Raw genomic sequence first — 13,760 nt, forward strand, 5'->3', positions numbered from 1 at the left:
CCGAAACGTTAATAGAGCCGAACAACGCTGCTCTACCAACTCCTTCTGGGCTTCGATGAACTGAAGCAAGTCGCTGTCGAATCCTGCGTAACTACTTGTTTACCAAGGAGTTTTCCGTTTCGACTGCGCCGGAAGTGGGGCGAATTATAGACTTCCAGAATCTGCCGTCAACCCTTAATTCGCTTTTTCTATCAAAGAACCTGAAAACCTCCAAATCCCCCTCAGATAAGGTGTCGAAAAGGATAGTTGAGCAATATATTGCTCAACACCAAACAGTTAAGCATCATAGCGCCCACGTTTCTCTTATATATGACTTCGGACGAACACCCTCAATGACCACCTCCCCCCGCAGCCTGGCTTCGATATTGTTCCCGGTCGGCCTGCTGTTGATCGCCATGGCCTCCATCCAGTCCGGCGCCTCGCTGGCCAAGAGCATGTTCCCTATCGTCGGCGCACAAGGCACCACGGCCCTGCGCCTGATTTTCGCCAGCGTGATCATGCTGCTTCTATTACGCCCGTGGCGCGCCAAGCTGACAGCCAAATCCCTGCGCACCGTTATCGTCTATGGGATGGCATTGGGTGGCATGAACTTCCTCTTCTATATGTCCTTGCGCAGCGTGCCCTTGGGGATTGCCGTCGCCCTCGAATTCACCGGGCCACTCGCCGTCGCCATCTACGCCTCCCGGCGCGCAGTGGATTTCCTCTGGATCGCCCTGGCAATCATCGGCCTTCTCTTGCTCATCCCCATGGGCGAAGCCAGCAGCGGTATCGACCTGCTGGGCGCAGCCTACGCTCTGGGCGCTGGCGTCTGCTGGGCACTCTACATTCTCTATGGCCAGAAGGCCGGTAACGACAACGGCGTCCAGACCGCCGCGCTTGGTGTGATGATCGCTGCATTGTTTGTCGCGCCTATCGGTATCGTCCACGCAGGCAGCGCATTGCTGACGCCTGCGTTGATTCCGGTCGCCATCGGCGTTGCCATTTTGTCCACTGCCCTGCCCTACACCCTGGAAATGGTCGCACTGACGCGCCTGCCCGCTCGCACCTTCGGCACCCTCATGAGCATCGAACCCGCCTTCGGCGCGCTTTCCGGCCTGCTCTTCCTGCACGAACACTTGTCGCTCGCACAATGGCTGGCAATCACCTGCATCATCCTGGCCTCCGTAGGGGCCACGGTGACGATGCGCAGCGAGTCAAAGCCGTTGGTTCCAGCGGATTGAAGCCTGTTTGAATGTAGCTCTGGTATTTAGCGCGCATTTAGGCCATGTTTAAGCCGTAAACGAATGTCATTCATGGAGAATTTCGACAAGGACAGCGCGAACGCTACACCCGAGAGCGAGTAGAGCCAGCCTCTAGCATACGAGGTGGCTATTAAGGATAGGAATGAAGCGAATTTTGATACTGTTAATGGTCATGGCCATTGCTGGCTGTGCCGCGACCACCAAGACAGAAGTGAAACGTGGCAAAAAAGGGCTGCATATCAACTGTTCCGGCCTGTCTTCTTCCTGGGACCAGTGCTACACCAGTGCGACCAACTCGTGTGGCGCCAAGGGCTACCGGGTAATCGCAAAGTCCGGTGACAATTCCGAGGAACCGGGGGATTACCCCTTTGGCCTCAACCCTGCCGGCTACACCAGCCGCAGCATGATCGTCATCTGCAAGTAATCGCTCGAGCAGTCCTCCCCTGACTGCTCCTATTAAATTCCAGATACAAACCCGGCTCTTCGCGGCGCTGCGTCTAAACTCCTGCTCGACCATCGAGCAAACGGAGTTCCCATGACGCACAACAAGAAAATCGTATTGGTAGTGGGCGCTGGTGATGCAACCGGCGGGGCCATTGCCAAACGCTTCGCCCGCGAAGGCTATGTGGCCTGTGTCACCCGCCGCAGCGCCGACAAACTGCAGCCGCTGGTAGACAGCATTCAATCAGCCGGCGGAGAAGCCCATGGATTTGCCTGCGATGCGCGCAAGGAAGACGACGTCATCGCGCTGATCGAACAAATCGAAACCCAACTGGGCCCGATTGAAGCCTTCGTGTTCAACATCGGCGCCAACGTGCCTTGCAGCATCCTCGAAGAAACCGCGCGCAAGTATTTCAAGATCTGGGAAATGGCCTGTTTCTCCGGCTTCCTGAATGCACGCGAAGTGGCCAAGCGCATGGTCACGCGCAATCGCGGCACCATCCTGTTCACGGGCGCCACCGCTGGATTGCGCGGCAGTGCAGGCTTCGCCGCATTCGCCGGGGCCAAGCATGGTATTCGGGCGCTCGCGCAAAGCATGGCGCGGGAATTGGGCCCGAGGAACATCCACGTCGCCCATATCGTGGTCGATGGCGCCATCGACACCGACTTCATTCGTGACAACTTCCCGCAGAAATACGCGCTCAAGGACCAGGACGGCATCCTCAATCCCGAGCACATCGCCGATAACTATTGGTACCTGCACAGCCAACCTCGCGATGCGTGGACCTTTGAACTGGACCTGCGCCCCTGGAATGAACCCTGGTAAGCACGCCCCCATAACAATAAGCAGCGAGCATCGACCATGAGTAAAACCCTGGAATTCTTCTTTGATCTCGGCAGCCCTGCCACCTACCTGGCCTACACCCAACTGCCGGCGCTGTGCGCGGCAACCGGTACGCAGCTGGTGTACAAGCCCATGCTGTTGGGCGGCGTGTTCAAGGCGACCGGCAACGCCTCTCCAATCACCGTTCCCGCAAAAGGTCGCTACATGTTTGATGACCTGGCGCGTTATGCCCGTCGCTACAACGTACCGCTCCGGTTCAACCCGCACTTTCCCATCAACACCCTGATGCTGATGCGTGCGATCACCGGCATCCAATTGCACCACCCTGAACGTTTCCAGGCCTTCGTCGATTGCCTGTTCCACGCACTCTGGGTAGACGGCCGTCACATGGGAGACCCCGCCGTGGTGGCTGCCGTGCTCATCGAGCACGGGTTTGACCCCGATGAAGTGCTGGCTTTGACCAATGACGAAAGCGTAAAGGCTGCCCTGAAAAACAACACCGAACAGGCCGTTCAACGTGGCGTGTTCGGTGCGCCCAGCATGTTTGTAGGCAAACAGCTGTTCTTCGGTCAGGACCGTCTGGATTTCGTGCGCGAAGCCCTGAGTTAAATCTCGATCGCCAAGCGCCCTTGCGCGCCGCTTGCGAGCAGATCGTAAGCGGCGTTTGCGCTGTGCAAATCGAATTGACGCTCGTCCATGATCGGCTTGAGCTTGCCGGCGTCGATCAACCGCGCCGCCTCGGCCAGTATCTGCCCATGATGTTCACGGCCCTTACCGGTCAACAACGGCAACAGGGTAAACACACCCGAGTAGGTCGCCCCACGAAACGACAACGGCGCCAGACTGTGTTGCCCCCATCCCAGGCAACTCACCACATGCCCGTGATAGGTCCTGGCTGCCCGGAAGGATGCATCCAGCGTTTCCCCACCCACGGTGTCATACACAATGTCGAAGCCTTCGCCTGCGGTGTACTGCGCGACATACGCTTCGACCGACTGCTGCTGGTAGTCGATGAACGTCGCACCCAAACCCTCGATGACCGAACGATGCCTGGCGGAGCCGGTGGCATAGACTTGTGCGCCATAGGCAATCGCCAATTGCACTGCGACATGTCCTACACCGCCCGCACCACCCTGAATCAACACTTTGTGCCCGGAACCTACACGAGCCCGGTCCACCAATCCTTCCCATGCCGTAACCAGCACCAGCGGCAACACTGCCGCTTCACGCATGCTCAAGCCCTCAGGTTTCTTCGCCAGCAAACGGGCATCGACGACCGCATAGTCGGCCAATGAGCCCTGTGCACCGCCGATCCCGGTCGCCAACGCATACACATCATCCCCCGGCTGCCACTCACCGGCGTCCGGGCCAACAGCTTCGACAGTACCGGCCAGGTCCAGACCGAGTACCGCCGGCAATGGTTGCCGGGCATGGGCAGCCTGGCCTGCACGGATTTTGCCGTCCAATGGGTTAAGGCCACTGGCGCGAATCCTGACCAACACTTGGCCAGCGCCGGCCACCGGTTTGGGGATTGTCGCCAGCCGAAACGGAGCATCCACCGCGTCCACAATCAAGGCGTGCATATCAGTCATGTTGGTGATCTCGCGTCATAGAAGAATGAGCCCCATGATCCATGTGCCGACTCATGCCGATAAGACGCCATGAAGCTATAGTACCCATGCCCATTCGGCATGAATCGGACAGCTCATGGATAAACTCAACGCAATGGCGATTTTCGTTCGAGTGATCGAACGCGGCAGCTTTTCCGCCGTCGCTCGGGAAATGCAGACCACCCAACCCACCATCAGCAAAATCCTGCGCGCCCTGGAAACCGAACTGGGTGGCAAGCTGATTGCCCGCAGTACGCGCCAACTGTCCCTGACCGACGAAGGTCAGCGGTACTACAGCCATTGTCGCGAAATCCTCGCCGCCGTAGACGCCGCCGAACACAGTTTCCAGACCGGCAAAGAGGCAATCGCCGGCCCCTTGCGCGTCGGTTCGTCAGTGAGTTTCGGGCGCCTGCAGATTGCTGCGCGCCTCAGCGATTTCCTGCAGCACTACCCTGACGTGCACGTGGACCTGCAACTCAACGATCACCTCCAGGACATGGTCAGCGAAGGCCTGGACGTGACCTTGCGGATTGGTGAGTTGCGCGACAGCGGTTTGATCGCCAGGCAGATCGGCACCACCCACCGTGTCACCGTGGCCAGCCCTGCCTACCTTGCCAGGCATCCCGCACCGAAAACCCCGCAGGACCTCAGCCAGCACAACTGCCTGCTCTTCAACCTGCTCAGCAGCCAGAACCATTGGGTTTACGAAAAACATGGCAAGCGGCACAGCGTACGCATCGCCGGCAACGCCCAGAGCAACAACTCCGAGGCGGTGCGGGAGATGGTGTTGACAGGGCTCGGCATTGCGCTGTCGCCCCTGTGGTTGTTCTACGACGATTTGAAAGCCGGCCGCGTGGTCGCGCTGTTGCAGGACTACACCCCACAGTCGCTACCGATCCATGCGGTGTCGGCGCCCAACCGTCGCCAGTCGGCCCGGGTCAAGGCGTTCGTCGACTATATGGCCGACGCCTTGGCCCAGGCTCCTGAACTGCAGGCGATCAAATAGCGGCAGTGCGTACCTGCAACCACTCAAGCGCGGCACCGCTGAGCAACGGGCTCAAACGCGCGCGCACTTCAGCGTGGTAGGCGTTGAACCACTCGCGCTCGTCCGCCGTCAGCAACGAGGGTTCCAGGCAGCGCGTATCGATCGGGCACAAGGTCAGGGTTTCGAACTTGAGGAACTCGCCGAACTCGGTCTTGCCCGCTTCGCGGTTCAGCACCAGGTTCTCGATGCGCACGCCCCACCGGCCCGGACGGTAAGTACCTGGCTCAATTGAGGTGATCATCCCCGGCTGCATCGCCGTTTGCGGAGCAGTAGCCGCCTGATAGGCAATCACTTGCGGACCTTCATGCACGTTGAGGAAATAGCCTACGCCATGCCCGGTACCGTGACCGTAGTCCACGCCTTCCGCCCAGATCGGCGCGCGAGCAATGGCGTCGAGCAGTGGCGAAAGAATCCCTTTCGGGAAATGTGCACGGGACAAGGCGATCACACCCTTGAGCACACGGGTGCAATCACGCTTCTGCTCCTCGCTCGGTGTGCCGATAGGCACCATCCGCGTGATATCCGTGGTGCCGCCCAGGTACTGGCCACCCGAGTCAATCAGCAACAGACCATCACCTTCGATCAGCGCATGTTCTTCTTCAGTGGCATGGTAATGCGGCATCGCGCCATTGGCGTTGTAGGCGGCGATGGTGTTGAAACTCAGCGACACATAACCGGGGCGACGGGTGCGCGCGGCGGTCAGGTGCTCGTCAATGGTCAGTTCAGTGATGCGCTCTCGCCCCAGCGCACTGTCCAGCCAGGTGAAAAATTCGCACAGCGCCGCGCCATCCTGCTCCATGGCCTGGCGGATATGTTCCGCGTCGGCCAGGCTCTTGCGGGACTTGGCCAATGTGGTCGGGTTGAGCCCTTCGATCAGCTTGACGCCAGCATCCAGGTTTTCCAGCAAACCAGCGGTGACACGGGCCGGGTCGACCTGCAAGCTGGCGCCCGCCGGCACCGCGCGCAACGCGTCAGCCACTTCGCTGTAGTCGCGCAGCGTCACGCCATCCTGCTCCAGCACAGCCCGCAGCTGGGCGTCGACTTTGCTCAGCGCCACGAACAACGTGGCCTGCTGCTGATTGATCAACGCAAAGGACACAAACACGGGGTTGAATGAAACGTCACCACCGCGCAGGTTGAACAGCCAGGCAATGTCATCCAGGGTCGCGATGAAGTGCCAATCGGCGCCCTTCTCTTGCAAGGCGGTGCGCAGCGAGGCGAGTTTTTCACCACGGCTGACGGTGGCCTGTGGTGGCAGGTGTTGATAGATCGGTTGGTCCGGCAATGCCGGGCGGTCTTGCCAGACTGCATCCAGCAGGTCGATATCAGTACGCAGGCGGGCACCGCGCTCCGCCAGCTTGCCGCCCAGGGTGCGCGCCGACGCCACGGCCATGACCGCACCGTCCACCGCGACGACGCCCCCTTCCGGCGTTTGCTCGGCCAGCCACTCCAGCGGGCCGGGTTGGCCCGGCTGCAGCTTGACCAGTTCGATGCCGCTGCCCTTGAGTTCCTTGGTCGCCTGTTCCCAGTAGCGGCTGTCGGCCCACACACCGGCAAAGTCCGCGGTGACAATCAACGTTCCCACCGAACCATGAAACCCCGACAACCATTGCCGGCCCTGCCAGTAACCCGGCAGGTATTCGGACAAGTGCGGGTCGGCCGACGGCACCAGCAGGGCGTGGATGCCCTCGCGGCTCATCAGTTCACGGGTATGCGCCAAGCGCTGGGGAACCGTTCCATGGGTCAAGGGCTGCGTACTCATTGTGTCTCCTGCTAACCACAAATAATTATTATGTGTTGCGATAAATGGATCAGACCGCCCAAAAAGCCGGTGCACTGGCCAGGGCTGCCTTGATCAACTGCACTGCCTGGTCGATATCCTGTTCGGTGGTAAACCGGCCCAGGCTCAAGCGAATGGTGCGCCCGGCGCTGCGTGCGTCATGGCCCAGGGCAAGCAGCACATGGGACGGCGCGTTGCTCGCCGAATTGCAGGCGGACGTCGCGGAAAACGCGATCCCCGCGCTCAACGCAGCGGCATTGAATTCACCTTCACTGAACGTGAGGCTCAGGGTGTGTGGAATACGTTGCGTGGCGCTGCCATTGAGACGCACACCGGCCACCGACGCCAACTGGTCCAGCAGGCGCTGGCGCAGGGCCACGATCACCGCCTTTTCTTCGGCAAAAGACGCGGCCGCCAGGGCGAACGCGGTACCCATGCCGGCAATCTGATGCGTCGCCAAGGTGCCGGAGCGCAGACCGCCTTCGTGGCCGCCGCCGTGAATCTGCGCCAGAACTTTCTGTTGCGCCCGTGGCCCGACGTACAAAGCGCCGATACCTTTGGGGCCATACAGCTTGTGGGCCGAAAACGACATCAAATCCACCGGCCACTGTGCCAGGTCGATTGCCACCTTGCCCGCCCCCTGTGCCGCATCCACATGCAACAACGCGCCGTGTTCACGCACACGAGCGCCAATGGCCGGGATATCGTTGAGGGTGCCCAGTTCGTTATTCACCAGCATCAGCGACACCAGGAAGGTGTCCTCGCGCAAGGCTTCGCTGACGGCATCGGCGCTGATCAAGCCATCGGTATCCGGCACCAGGTAGGTTACGGCCACGCCGGCTTCCTGCAGCTGTCGCGCGGTATCCAGGGTGGCCTTGTGCTCGATCTGGCTGGTGATGATATGCCCACCCGCCACGCCCCGCGCCTGGGCCACGCCCTTGATCGCAAGGTTGTTGGATTCCGTGGCGCCGGAAGTCCAGACGATTTGTTCAGGGTTGGCACCGACCAGCCCAGCCACCTGGCGACGCGCCTGTTCAACCGTTTGCCGGGCCGCCTGGCCGAACGCATGGGAACTGGACGCGGGGTTACCGAAATTGGCATTGAAGCCCAGACACTCGACCATTACCTGGATGACCCGCTCATCCACCGGGGTGGTGGCGGCGTAGTCGAAATACAGCGGACGTTTATTCATGACGTTAAAAACTCGCAGAGCAGGTTCCCGAGAGCAGCGTCTCAGGGGCATGGACCGGGACAGAGGTCGTCAGGTTTAACCGATCGAATGCCATTAAAGAAGGACCACTTTATGTAAATGTGCGTAGGAACGCTCCTGAAATTCAGCTTAACAGGCTGAAGTCACCCCATGGAAAACAAAAAGCCCGAGGTTCCTTAAGCGAAACCTCGGGCTTTCTACCAACTGGCGCGGGCTCAACTCGGACGACCATGCAGGGTCACATTGCGCTCGGCGTTCATTTCACCCTGGCGATCAAAGCCGAAGGGTTTCTGCGGCTGGCCGGTCAGTGCGGCGCGCTGCTGTTGATATTCATCAAACGACAAACCACGCCGACTCAACGCTTCCAGAGCCAACTGTTTGGTTTCTTCGGTAGTGTAAGGGCGTAATTCAGGTGAGGAATGGGTCGCACATCCGGCAAGGACAGCGCTGGCAATCAATAAGGAAACGGCGAGGAATCGGTTCATGGCGACGGGCCTGCGAAGGAGGTTTCGAGTCAATGAACACAGGCTACTCCCGCCGTTGCGCGGTGAAAAATCACCTCCCGTGATAGTTGCTATCAACCACCTTGGCCCCCTCATATTCACTTAAGATCTATAAATATGGAAATACGTTCATTTACGGAATAAACCTAACCCTCTATAAATGTCGCTACACAACACCGGCACTGTTGCTCACGCAACTGTTGCCCCGGCAACAGCTATTCAACAAATCACCAGGCAGCCAACAGCAGCATTTTTCAGCCGTGAGCCTGCAACCCACGCCAATCAAGGCCTGCGCCCGTTGGTACAGCTCTTGCTCAACAGGTTGCACCCACCTGCTATGCACCACTGTTGAAAAAGGAACTGTTCATGACCCGTCCCCTGAATGTCGTTGCCCTCTCCGGCGGAACCTGGCGCCCGTCCCGCACCCTCGTGCTGACCCAGGCCGTGCTGGCCGAACTCGCCACCTTGCTGCCGATCGAGACCACCCTGATCGAACTGGGTGACATTGCCCGCCCCCTGGGCGGCGCGCTGTCGCGCGATGAGTTGCCTGCTCACGTCGAAGCGCAACTGTTGGCTATCGAACAGGCCGACCTGCTGATCGTGGCCGCGCCGGTCTATCGCGGTTCCTACCCAGGTTTGCTCAAGCATCTGTTCGATCTGGTCGACCTGAATGCCCTGATCAACACACCCGTATTGCTCGCAGCCACCGGCGGCAGCGAACGCCACGCGCTGGTCCTCGATCACCAGTTGCGCCCGCTGTTCAGCTTCTTCCAGGCATTGACCCTGCCCATCGGCGTGTATGCCACCGAAGCGGACTTCACCGACTACCAAATAACCAGCGAACTATTGAAAGCCCGTATTCAACTGGCGGCAGAACGTGCAGCGCCTTTGTTCGCTGCGCACTCCCCCTCTCTGCTGAAAATCGCTTAAGGATTTGTCATGGATGTTTTCTGGTTTCTGCCCACTCACGGCGATGGTCATTACTTGGGCACCACCCAAGGTGCACGGCCAGTCACCCTCAATTACCTGAAGCAAGTCGCGCAAGCGGCTGACAGCCTGGGCTACCACGGCGTGCTGATTCCTACCGGCCGCTCGTGCGAAGATTCCTGGGTCATCGCCTCGGCGCTGGTGCCGTTGACCGAACGCCTGCGTTACCTGGTGGCGATTCGTCCGGGCATCATCTCGCCTACCGTGTCGGCGCGCATGGCCGCGACCCTGGATCGCCTGTCCAACGGCCGCCTGCTGATCAACGTGGTGACCGGCGGTGACCCCGACGAGAACCGCGGCGACGGCAGCTTCCTCGACCACAGCGAACGTTACGAAGTCTCCGACGAATTCCTACAAATCTGGCGTCGGGTGTTGCAGGGCGAATCGGTGGATTTCGAAGGCAAACACCTGCGCGTACAGAACGCCAAGGCGCTTTACCCGCCGGTGCAGAAGCCTTATCCGCCGCTGTATTTCGGCGGTTCTTCCGATGCCGCCCACGACCTCGCCGCCGAGCAGGTCGATGTGTACCTGACCTGGGGCGAACCGCCTGCCGCCGTCGCGGAAAAGCTCGCGGATGTACGCGAACGTGCCGCACGCCACGGGCGCACCGTGAAGTTCGGCATCCGCCTGCATGTGATCGTGCGCGAGACCGAAGAGGACGCCTGGAAAGCCGCCGATAAGCTGATCGAGCACATCAGCGACGAAACCATCGCAGCGGCGCAGAAGTCCTTCTCGCGCTTTGATTCCGAAGGCCAGCGCCGCATGGCCGCCCTGCACGACGGGCGCCGCGACAACCTGGAAATCGCCCCCAACCTGTGGGCCGGCGTTGGCCTGGTGCGCGGCGGTGCCGGCACCGCGTTGGTCGGCAACCCGCAACAAGTCGCCGAGCGCATCAAGGAATACGCGGACCTGGGGATAGAGAGCTTTATCTTCTCCGGCTACCCGCACCTGGAGGAGGCCTATCGCTTTGCCGAGCTGGTGTTCCCGTTGCTGCCGGAACCCTATGCCAGCCTTGCCGGGCGCGGCGTTACCAACCTCACTGGCCCGTTCGGCGAAATGATTGCCAACGATGTATTGCCGACGACAAAGGCCTGAACCGCAGCTCTTCTGTAGGAGCCGGCTTGCTGTGGTGAGTGGGGCTTGTCCCCCGACGGGTTCGCCGCCGATGCAAGGGGGCTGCTTCGCAGCCCAGCGCAGGGCAAGCCTGCTCACCACAGCAAGCCTGCTCACCGCAGCAAGCCTGCTCACCGCAGCAAGCCTGCTCACCGCAGCAAGCCTGCTCACCACAGCAAGCGTGCCCACTACAGCAAGCCAGCGCCTACAAGGCAAATAGAGGAAACCCCGTGACCGCCAAACCCCACAGCGTCCTGCCCTCCCCGTTGCAGACCGCCAAACTGCTGGCCGCCGAATTCGCCCTCACCGCCGTCGAACGTGACGAGCGCGGTGGCACACCCAAAGCCGAACGCGACGCCTTGCGCCAGAGCGGCCTGCTGGCCCTGAGCATTCCCACCCAGTATGGCGGCCTCGGTGCACGTTGGAGCGACACCCTGGGTATCGTGCGCGAGTTCGCCAAGGTCGACAGCTCCATCGCCCATGTTTTCGGCTTTCACCATCTGATGCTCGCCACCGTGCGCCTGTTTTCGCGCCCGGACCAATGGCAGCCCTGGTTCGAACAGACCGCACGCAAAAACTGGTTCTGGGGCAACGCCCTCAACCCGTTGGATACGCGCACAGTGGTCAAGGACTTCGGTGGCTGGCGCGAGTTCTCCGGCAAAAAGAGCTTCTGCTCCGGCGCCAGCGATTCGGAAATGCTGATCGCCTCGGCGGTGGATGAAACCGCCGGCGGCAAACTGCTGATCGCAGCCATCCCCAGCGGTCGCAGCGGCATTACGTTGCACAATGACTGGAACAATATCGGCCAGCGCCAGACCGACAGCGGCAGCGCCAGCTTCGAACGGGTGCGCGTCGAAGAATCGGAATTGCTGCTCGACCCAGGCCCGCTGAGCACGCCCTTCGCCTGCCTGCGCCCGTTGATCGCCCAGTTGACCTTCACGCATATGTTCCTCGGTATTGCCGAAGGCGCCTTCGAAGAAGCGCGCAACTACACGCTCACCGAAACCCGCTCGTGGCATAAATCCAGCGCCGAAGATGTGCGCCAGGACCCTTACGTGCTGCATCACTACGGCGAATTCTGGGTCGCCCTGGAAGGTGTGCGCCTGCTGGTGGAACGCGCCGCCGAGTTGCTCGACCAGGCGTGGGCAAAGGGCCCGAACCTCAGCGAAAGCGAACGCGGCCAACTGGCTATTGCGATCGCCACCGCCAAAGTCGCCGCGACCCGCCAGGGCCTGGACCTGTGCAGCCGCCTGTTCGAAGTCACCGGCGCACGCTCCACCCACGCGTCACTGCGCCTGGACCGTCACTGGCGCAACCTGCGCACGCAGACCCTGCACGACCCGGTGGACTACAAGCTCCATGAACTGGGGGATTGGGCGTTGAACCAGTCCCTGCCGATTCCAACGTTCTATTCCTAAGAGAGGTGCCCATGCAGCTTTTGACCCTACCGCCCTCGCCCGCCCTCGCCACGTCGATCCGCGCCACAGCCCAAGTCTTCGAAGACCCGAAATCCCAGGCGCTGCTCGACCACATCCAGCAAGTGGCGCCCAGCGAAGCCAGCGTGCTGATCATCGGCGAGACCGGGACCGGTAAAGAGCTGGTGGCACGGCATATCCACAACCTCAGCGCGCGGCGAAACCGGCCGTTCGTGGCGGTGAACTGCGGCGCGTTTTCCGAATCCCTGGTGGAAGCTGAACTGTTCGGCCACGAAAAAGGCGCGTTCACCGGTGCCCTGAGTGCCAAGGCCGGCTGGTTCGAAGAAGCCGACGGCGGCACCTTGTTCCTGGATGAGATCGGCGATTTGCCGATGGCGATCCAGGTCAAGCTGCTACGCGTATTACAAGAGCGTGAAGTGGTGCGCCTGGGGTCGCGCAAGAGCATTCCGATTGATGTGCGGGTGCTTGCCGCCACCAACGTGCAGTTGGAAAAGGCCATCAATGCCGGGCATTTCCGCGAAGACCTCTACTACCGCCTCGACGTGGTCAGCCTGGAGCTCAGCCCGTTGCGTGACCGGCCGGGGGATATCCTGCCGCTGACCCGACACTTCATCGAAGCCTACAGCCAGCGCCTGGGCTATGGCCCGATCACGATCAGCCGCGAGGCCGAGCACAAACTCAAAAGCTACAGCTGGCCCGGCAATATCCGTGAGCTGGAAAACGTGATCCACCACACCCTGTTGATCTGCCGTAACGGTGTGATCGAGCGCGACGATCTGCGTCTGTCGAACATGCGCATCGAGCGTCAGGACGACAGCCAGCACGGCACCGACAACAGCGCCGAAGCATTGCTGGCGCGGGCCTTTCAGAAGCTGTTCGAAGAGCAGGCCGGCGCCCTGCATGAAAAGGTCGAGGACGCCCTGTTACGCGCGGCCTACCGTTTCAGCCATTACAACCAGGTGCACACCGCCAACCTGCTGGGCTTGAGCCGCAACGTCACGCGCACGCGCCTGATCAAGATCGGCGAGCTGGCGGTGAACAAGCGTCGTCCAGGCGAAAACGTGCAGGGCGAGCGCATGTTGCACCTATCCATTTAGTCGGCAGTGCAACGCGTTGTCATGGCTGCGCTCGAAACTGCGCAGCACCTGGAATGAACCGAACGTCACGGCCGTGGCCTGGTGGGCGCGAATCAGCGTCCAGAAATCTTCCTCGCCGTGCTCGAAGCATTTGAAAGCCGCCTCGCCATCCTCGCGCGAGCGCCATTGCAGGTAATTGAGTACCCGCCGCCCGTCATCACTGACCTGCACACTCGCATTGATAAAGCCGCCATGGCCCTGGGCCAGGCGCTCGCTTTGGGTGGTCAAGGCCGTCACCAGGGCCAGTTGTTGCTGGGGTTCGATCTGAAACTCGATCAATTGAGTGAAGCTGCGATTTTTCTCTGATACCTGCATGAACACTCCCCTTTCTCTGTAGGCAGAATCTTGCGATTCGATGCCACGCAGGGTAAAACCTCTAGTTAAGTCAAGGTCAAGCGTTGTCTGGGAGTTTTT

Annotated in this window: 14 protein-coding genes; 9 read left to right on the top strand and 5 right to left on the bottom strand. The window is 60.6% G+C overall.

The window, feature by feature from the left end:
- Window positions 1-332 precede the first annotated feature (332 nt).
- From rhtA to BM70_RS0127980, 4 genes are all read left to right on the top strand, one after another.
- Complete coding sequence (gene rhtA / locus BM70_RS0127965; protein ID WP_025859084.1) at window positions 333-1,220, top strand: threonine/homoserine exporter RhtA; 888 nt, start codon at window positions 333-335, stop codon at window positions 1,218-1,220.
- A gap of 163 nt (window positions 1,221-1,383) precedes the next feature.
- Window positions 1,384-1,665: a hypothetical protein gene (locus BM70_RS0127970; RefSeq protein ID WP_016980214.1), complete on the top strand. Its 282-nt coding sequence runs from the start codon at window positions 1,384-1,386 to the stop codon at window positions 1,663-1,665.
- Window positions 1,666-1,776: 111 nt separating this feature from the next.
- Window positions 1,777-2,508 carry an SDR family oxidoreductase gene (locus BM70_RS0127975; protein WP_025859085.1) on the top strand — a complete coding sequence of 244 codons (732 nt, stop codon included), beginning with the start codon at window positions 1,777-1,779 and terminating at the stop codon, window positions 2,506-2,508.
- A 36-nt stretch (window positions 2,509-2,544) separates the two neighbouring features.
- Entirely contained in the window at window positions 2,545-3,135 is a 591-nt protein-coding gene (locus tag BM70_RS0127980) for a 2-hydroxychromene-2-carboxylate isomerase (RefSeq protein WP_025859086.1), read from the top strand.
- On the opposite strand, the gene BM70_RS0127985 is transcribed toward BM70_RS0127980, so the two are convergent.
- A complete protein-coding gene (locus tag BM70_RS0127985) occupies window positions 3,132-4,109 on the bottom strand; it encodes a zinc-dependent alcohol dehydrogenase family protein (protein WP_025859087.1) in 978 nt (325 codons plus the stop codon). The genes BM70_RS0127980 and BM70_RS0127985 overlap by 4 nt on opposite strands.
- Window positions 4,110-4,233: 124 nt before the next feature.
- Here BM70_RS0127985 and BM70_RS0127990 point away from each other — a divergent pair, with 124 nt between their 5' ends.
- Entirely contained in the window at window positions 4,234-5,142 is a 909-nt protein-coding gene (locus BM70_RS0127990) for a LysR family transcriptional regulator (protein WP_025859088.1), read from the top strand.
- On the opposite strand, the gene BM70_RS0127995 is transcribed toward BM70_RS0127990, so the two are convergent.
- From BM70_RS0127995 to BM70_RS0128005, 3 genes are all read right to left on the bottom strand, one after another.
- A complete protein-coding gene (locus tag BM70_RS0127995; protein ID WP_025859089.1) occupies window positions 5,135-6,943 on the bottom strand; it encodes an aminopeptidase P family protein in 1,809 nt (602 codons plus the stop codon). The genes BM70_RS0127990 and BM70_RS0127995 overlap by 8 nt on opposite strands.
- 49 nt (window positions 6,944-6,992) lie before the next feature.
- The gene (locus BM70_RS0128000) at window positions 6,993-8,153 is read right to left on the bottom strand and encodes a cysteine desulfurase family protein (RefSeq protein WP_025859090.1); all 1,161 of its coding nucleotides are present in this window, start codon (window positions 8,151-8,153) and stop codon (window positions 6,993-6,995) included.
- A gap of 233 nt (window positions 8,154-8,386) precedes the next feature.
- A complete protein-coding gene (locus tag BM70_RS0128005) occupies window positions 8,387-8,656 on the bottom strand; it encodes a hypothetical protein (protein WP_025859091.1) in 270 nt (89 codons plus the stop codon).
- Window positions 8,657-9,040: 384 nt separating this feature from the next.
- Between BM70_RS0128005 and msuE the strand changes: the two genes are divergently transcribed.
- The 4 genes from msuE to BM70_RS0128025 all read left to right on the top strand — a co-directional run bounded on the left by msuE (window position 9,041) and on the right by BM70_RS0128025 (window position 13,307).
- Window positions 9,041-9,604 carry an FMN reductase gene (gene msuE / locus BM70_RS0128010; protein WP_025859092.1) on the top strand — a complete coding sequence of 188 codons (564 nt, stop codon included), beginning with the start codon at window positions 9,041-9,043 and terminating at the stop codon, window positions 9,602-9,604.
- Between the two features lie 9 nt (window positions 9,605-9,613).
- Window positions 9,614-10,756 carry an FMNH2-dependent alkanesulfonate monooxygenase gene (gene ssuD, locus BM70_RS0128015; protein ID WP_010211585.1) on the top strand — a complete coding sequence of 381 codons (1,143 nt, stop codon included), beginning with the start codon at window positions 9,614-9,616 and terminating at the stop codon, window positions 10,754-10,756.
- A gap of 248 nt (window positions 10,757-11,004) precedes the next feature.
- Window positions 11,005-12,192, top strand: a complete 1,188-nt coding sequence (locus BM70_RS0128020; RefSeq protein ID WP_025859093.1) for an acyl-CoA dehydrogenase family protein — start codon at window positions 11,005-11,007, stop codon at window positions 12,190-12,192.
- Window positions 12,193-12,203: 11 nt separating this feature from the next.
- Complete coding sequence (locus tag BM70_RS0128025) at window positions 12,204-13,307, top strand: sigma-54-dependent Fis family transcriptional regulator (protein ID WP_025859094.1); 1,104 nt, start codon at window positions 12,204-12,206, stop codon at window positions 13,305-13,307.
- Here BM70_RS0128025 and BM70_RS0128030 read toward each other — a convergent pair.
- Complete coding sequence (locus tag BM70_RS0128030; RefSeq protein WP_025859095.1) at window positions 13,296-13,661, bottom strand: antibiotic biosynthesis monooxygenase; 366 nt, start codon at window positions 13,659-13,661, stop codon at window positions 13,296-13,298. The two genes, BM70_RS0128025 and BM70_RS0128030, sit on opposite strands and share 12 nt — an antisense overlap.
- Between the last annotated feature and the right edge of the window lie 99 nt (window positions 13,662-13,760).

This window comes from Pseudomonas sp. CHM02, from assembly GCF_000612585.1.
In the GTDB taxonomy this organism is placed as follows: domain Bacteria; phylum Pseudomonadota; class Gammaproteobacteria; order Pseudomonadales; family Pseudomonadaceae; genus Aquipseudomonas.

Coding starts and splice junctions, on each gene's coding strand:
- rhtA (WP_025859084.1), top strand. CDS start 333: ATGACCACCTCCCCCCGCAGCCTGGCTTCGATATTGTTCCCGGTCGGC.
- BM70_RS0127970 (WP_016980214.1), top strand. CDS start 1,384: ATGAAGCGAATTTTGATACTGTTAATGGTCATGGCCATTGCTGGCTGT.
- BM70_RS0127975 (WP_025859085.1), top strand. CDS start 1,777: ATGACGCACAACAAGAAAATCGTATTGGTAGTGGGCGCTGGTGATGCA.
- BM70_RS0127980 (WP_025859086.1), top strand. CDS start 2,545: ATGAGTAAAACCCTGGAATTCTTCTTTGATCTCGGCAGCCCTGCCACC.
- BM70_RS0127985 (WP_025859087.1), bottom strand. CDS start 4,109: ATGCACGCCTTGATTGTGGACGCGGTGGATGCTCCGTTTCGGCTGGCG.
- BM70_RS0127990 (WP_025859088.1), top strand. CDS start 4,234: ATGGATAAACTCAACGCAATGGCGATTTTCGTTCGAGTGATCGAACGC.
- BM70_RS0127995 (WP_025859089.1), bottom strand. CDS start 6,943: ATGAGTACGCAGCCCTTGACCCATGGAACGGTTCCCCAGCGCTTGGCG.
- BM70_RS0128000 (WP_025859090.1), bottom strand. CDS start 8,153: ATGAATAAACGTCCGCTGTATTTCGACTACGCCGCCACCACCCCGGTG.
- BM70_RS0128005 (WP_025859091.1), bottom strand. CDS start 8,656: ATGAACCGATTCCTCGCCGTTTCCTTATTGATTGCCAGCGCTGTCCTT.
- msuE (WP_025859092.1), top strand. CDS start 9,041: ATGACCCGTCCCCTGAATGTCGTTGCCCTCTCCGGCGGAACCTGGCGC.
- ssuD (WP_010211585.1), top strand. CDS start 9,614: ATGGATGTTTTCTGGTTTCTGCCCACTCACGGCGATGGTCATTACTTG.
- BM70_RS0128025 (WP_025859094.1), top strand. CDS start 12,204: ATGCAGCTTTTGACCCTACCGCCCTCGCCCGCCCTCGCCACGTCGATC.
- BM70_RS0128030 (WP_025859095.1), bottom strand. CDS start 13,661: ATGCAGGTATCAGAGAAAAATCGCAGCTTCACTCAATTGATCGAGTTT.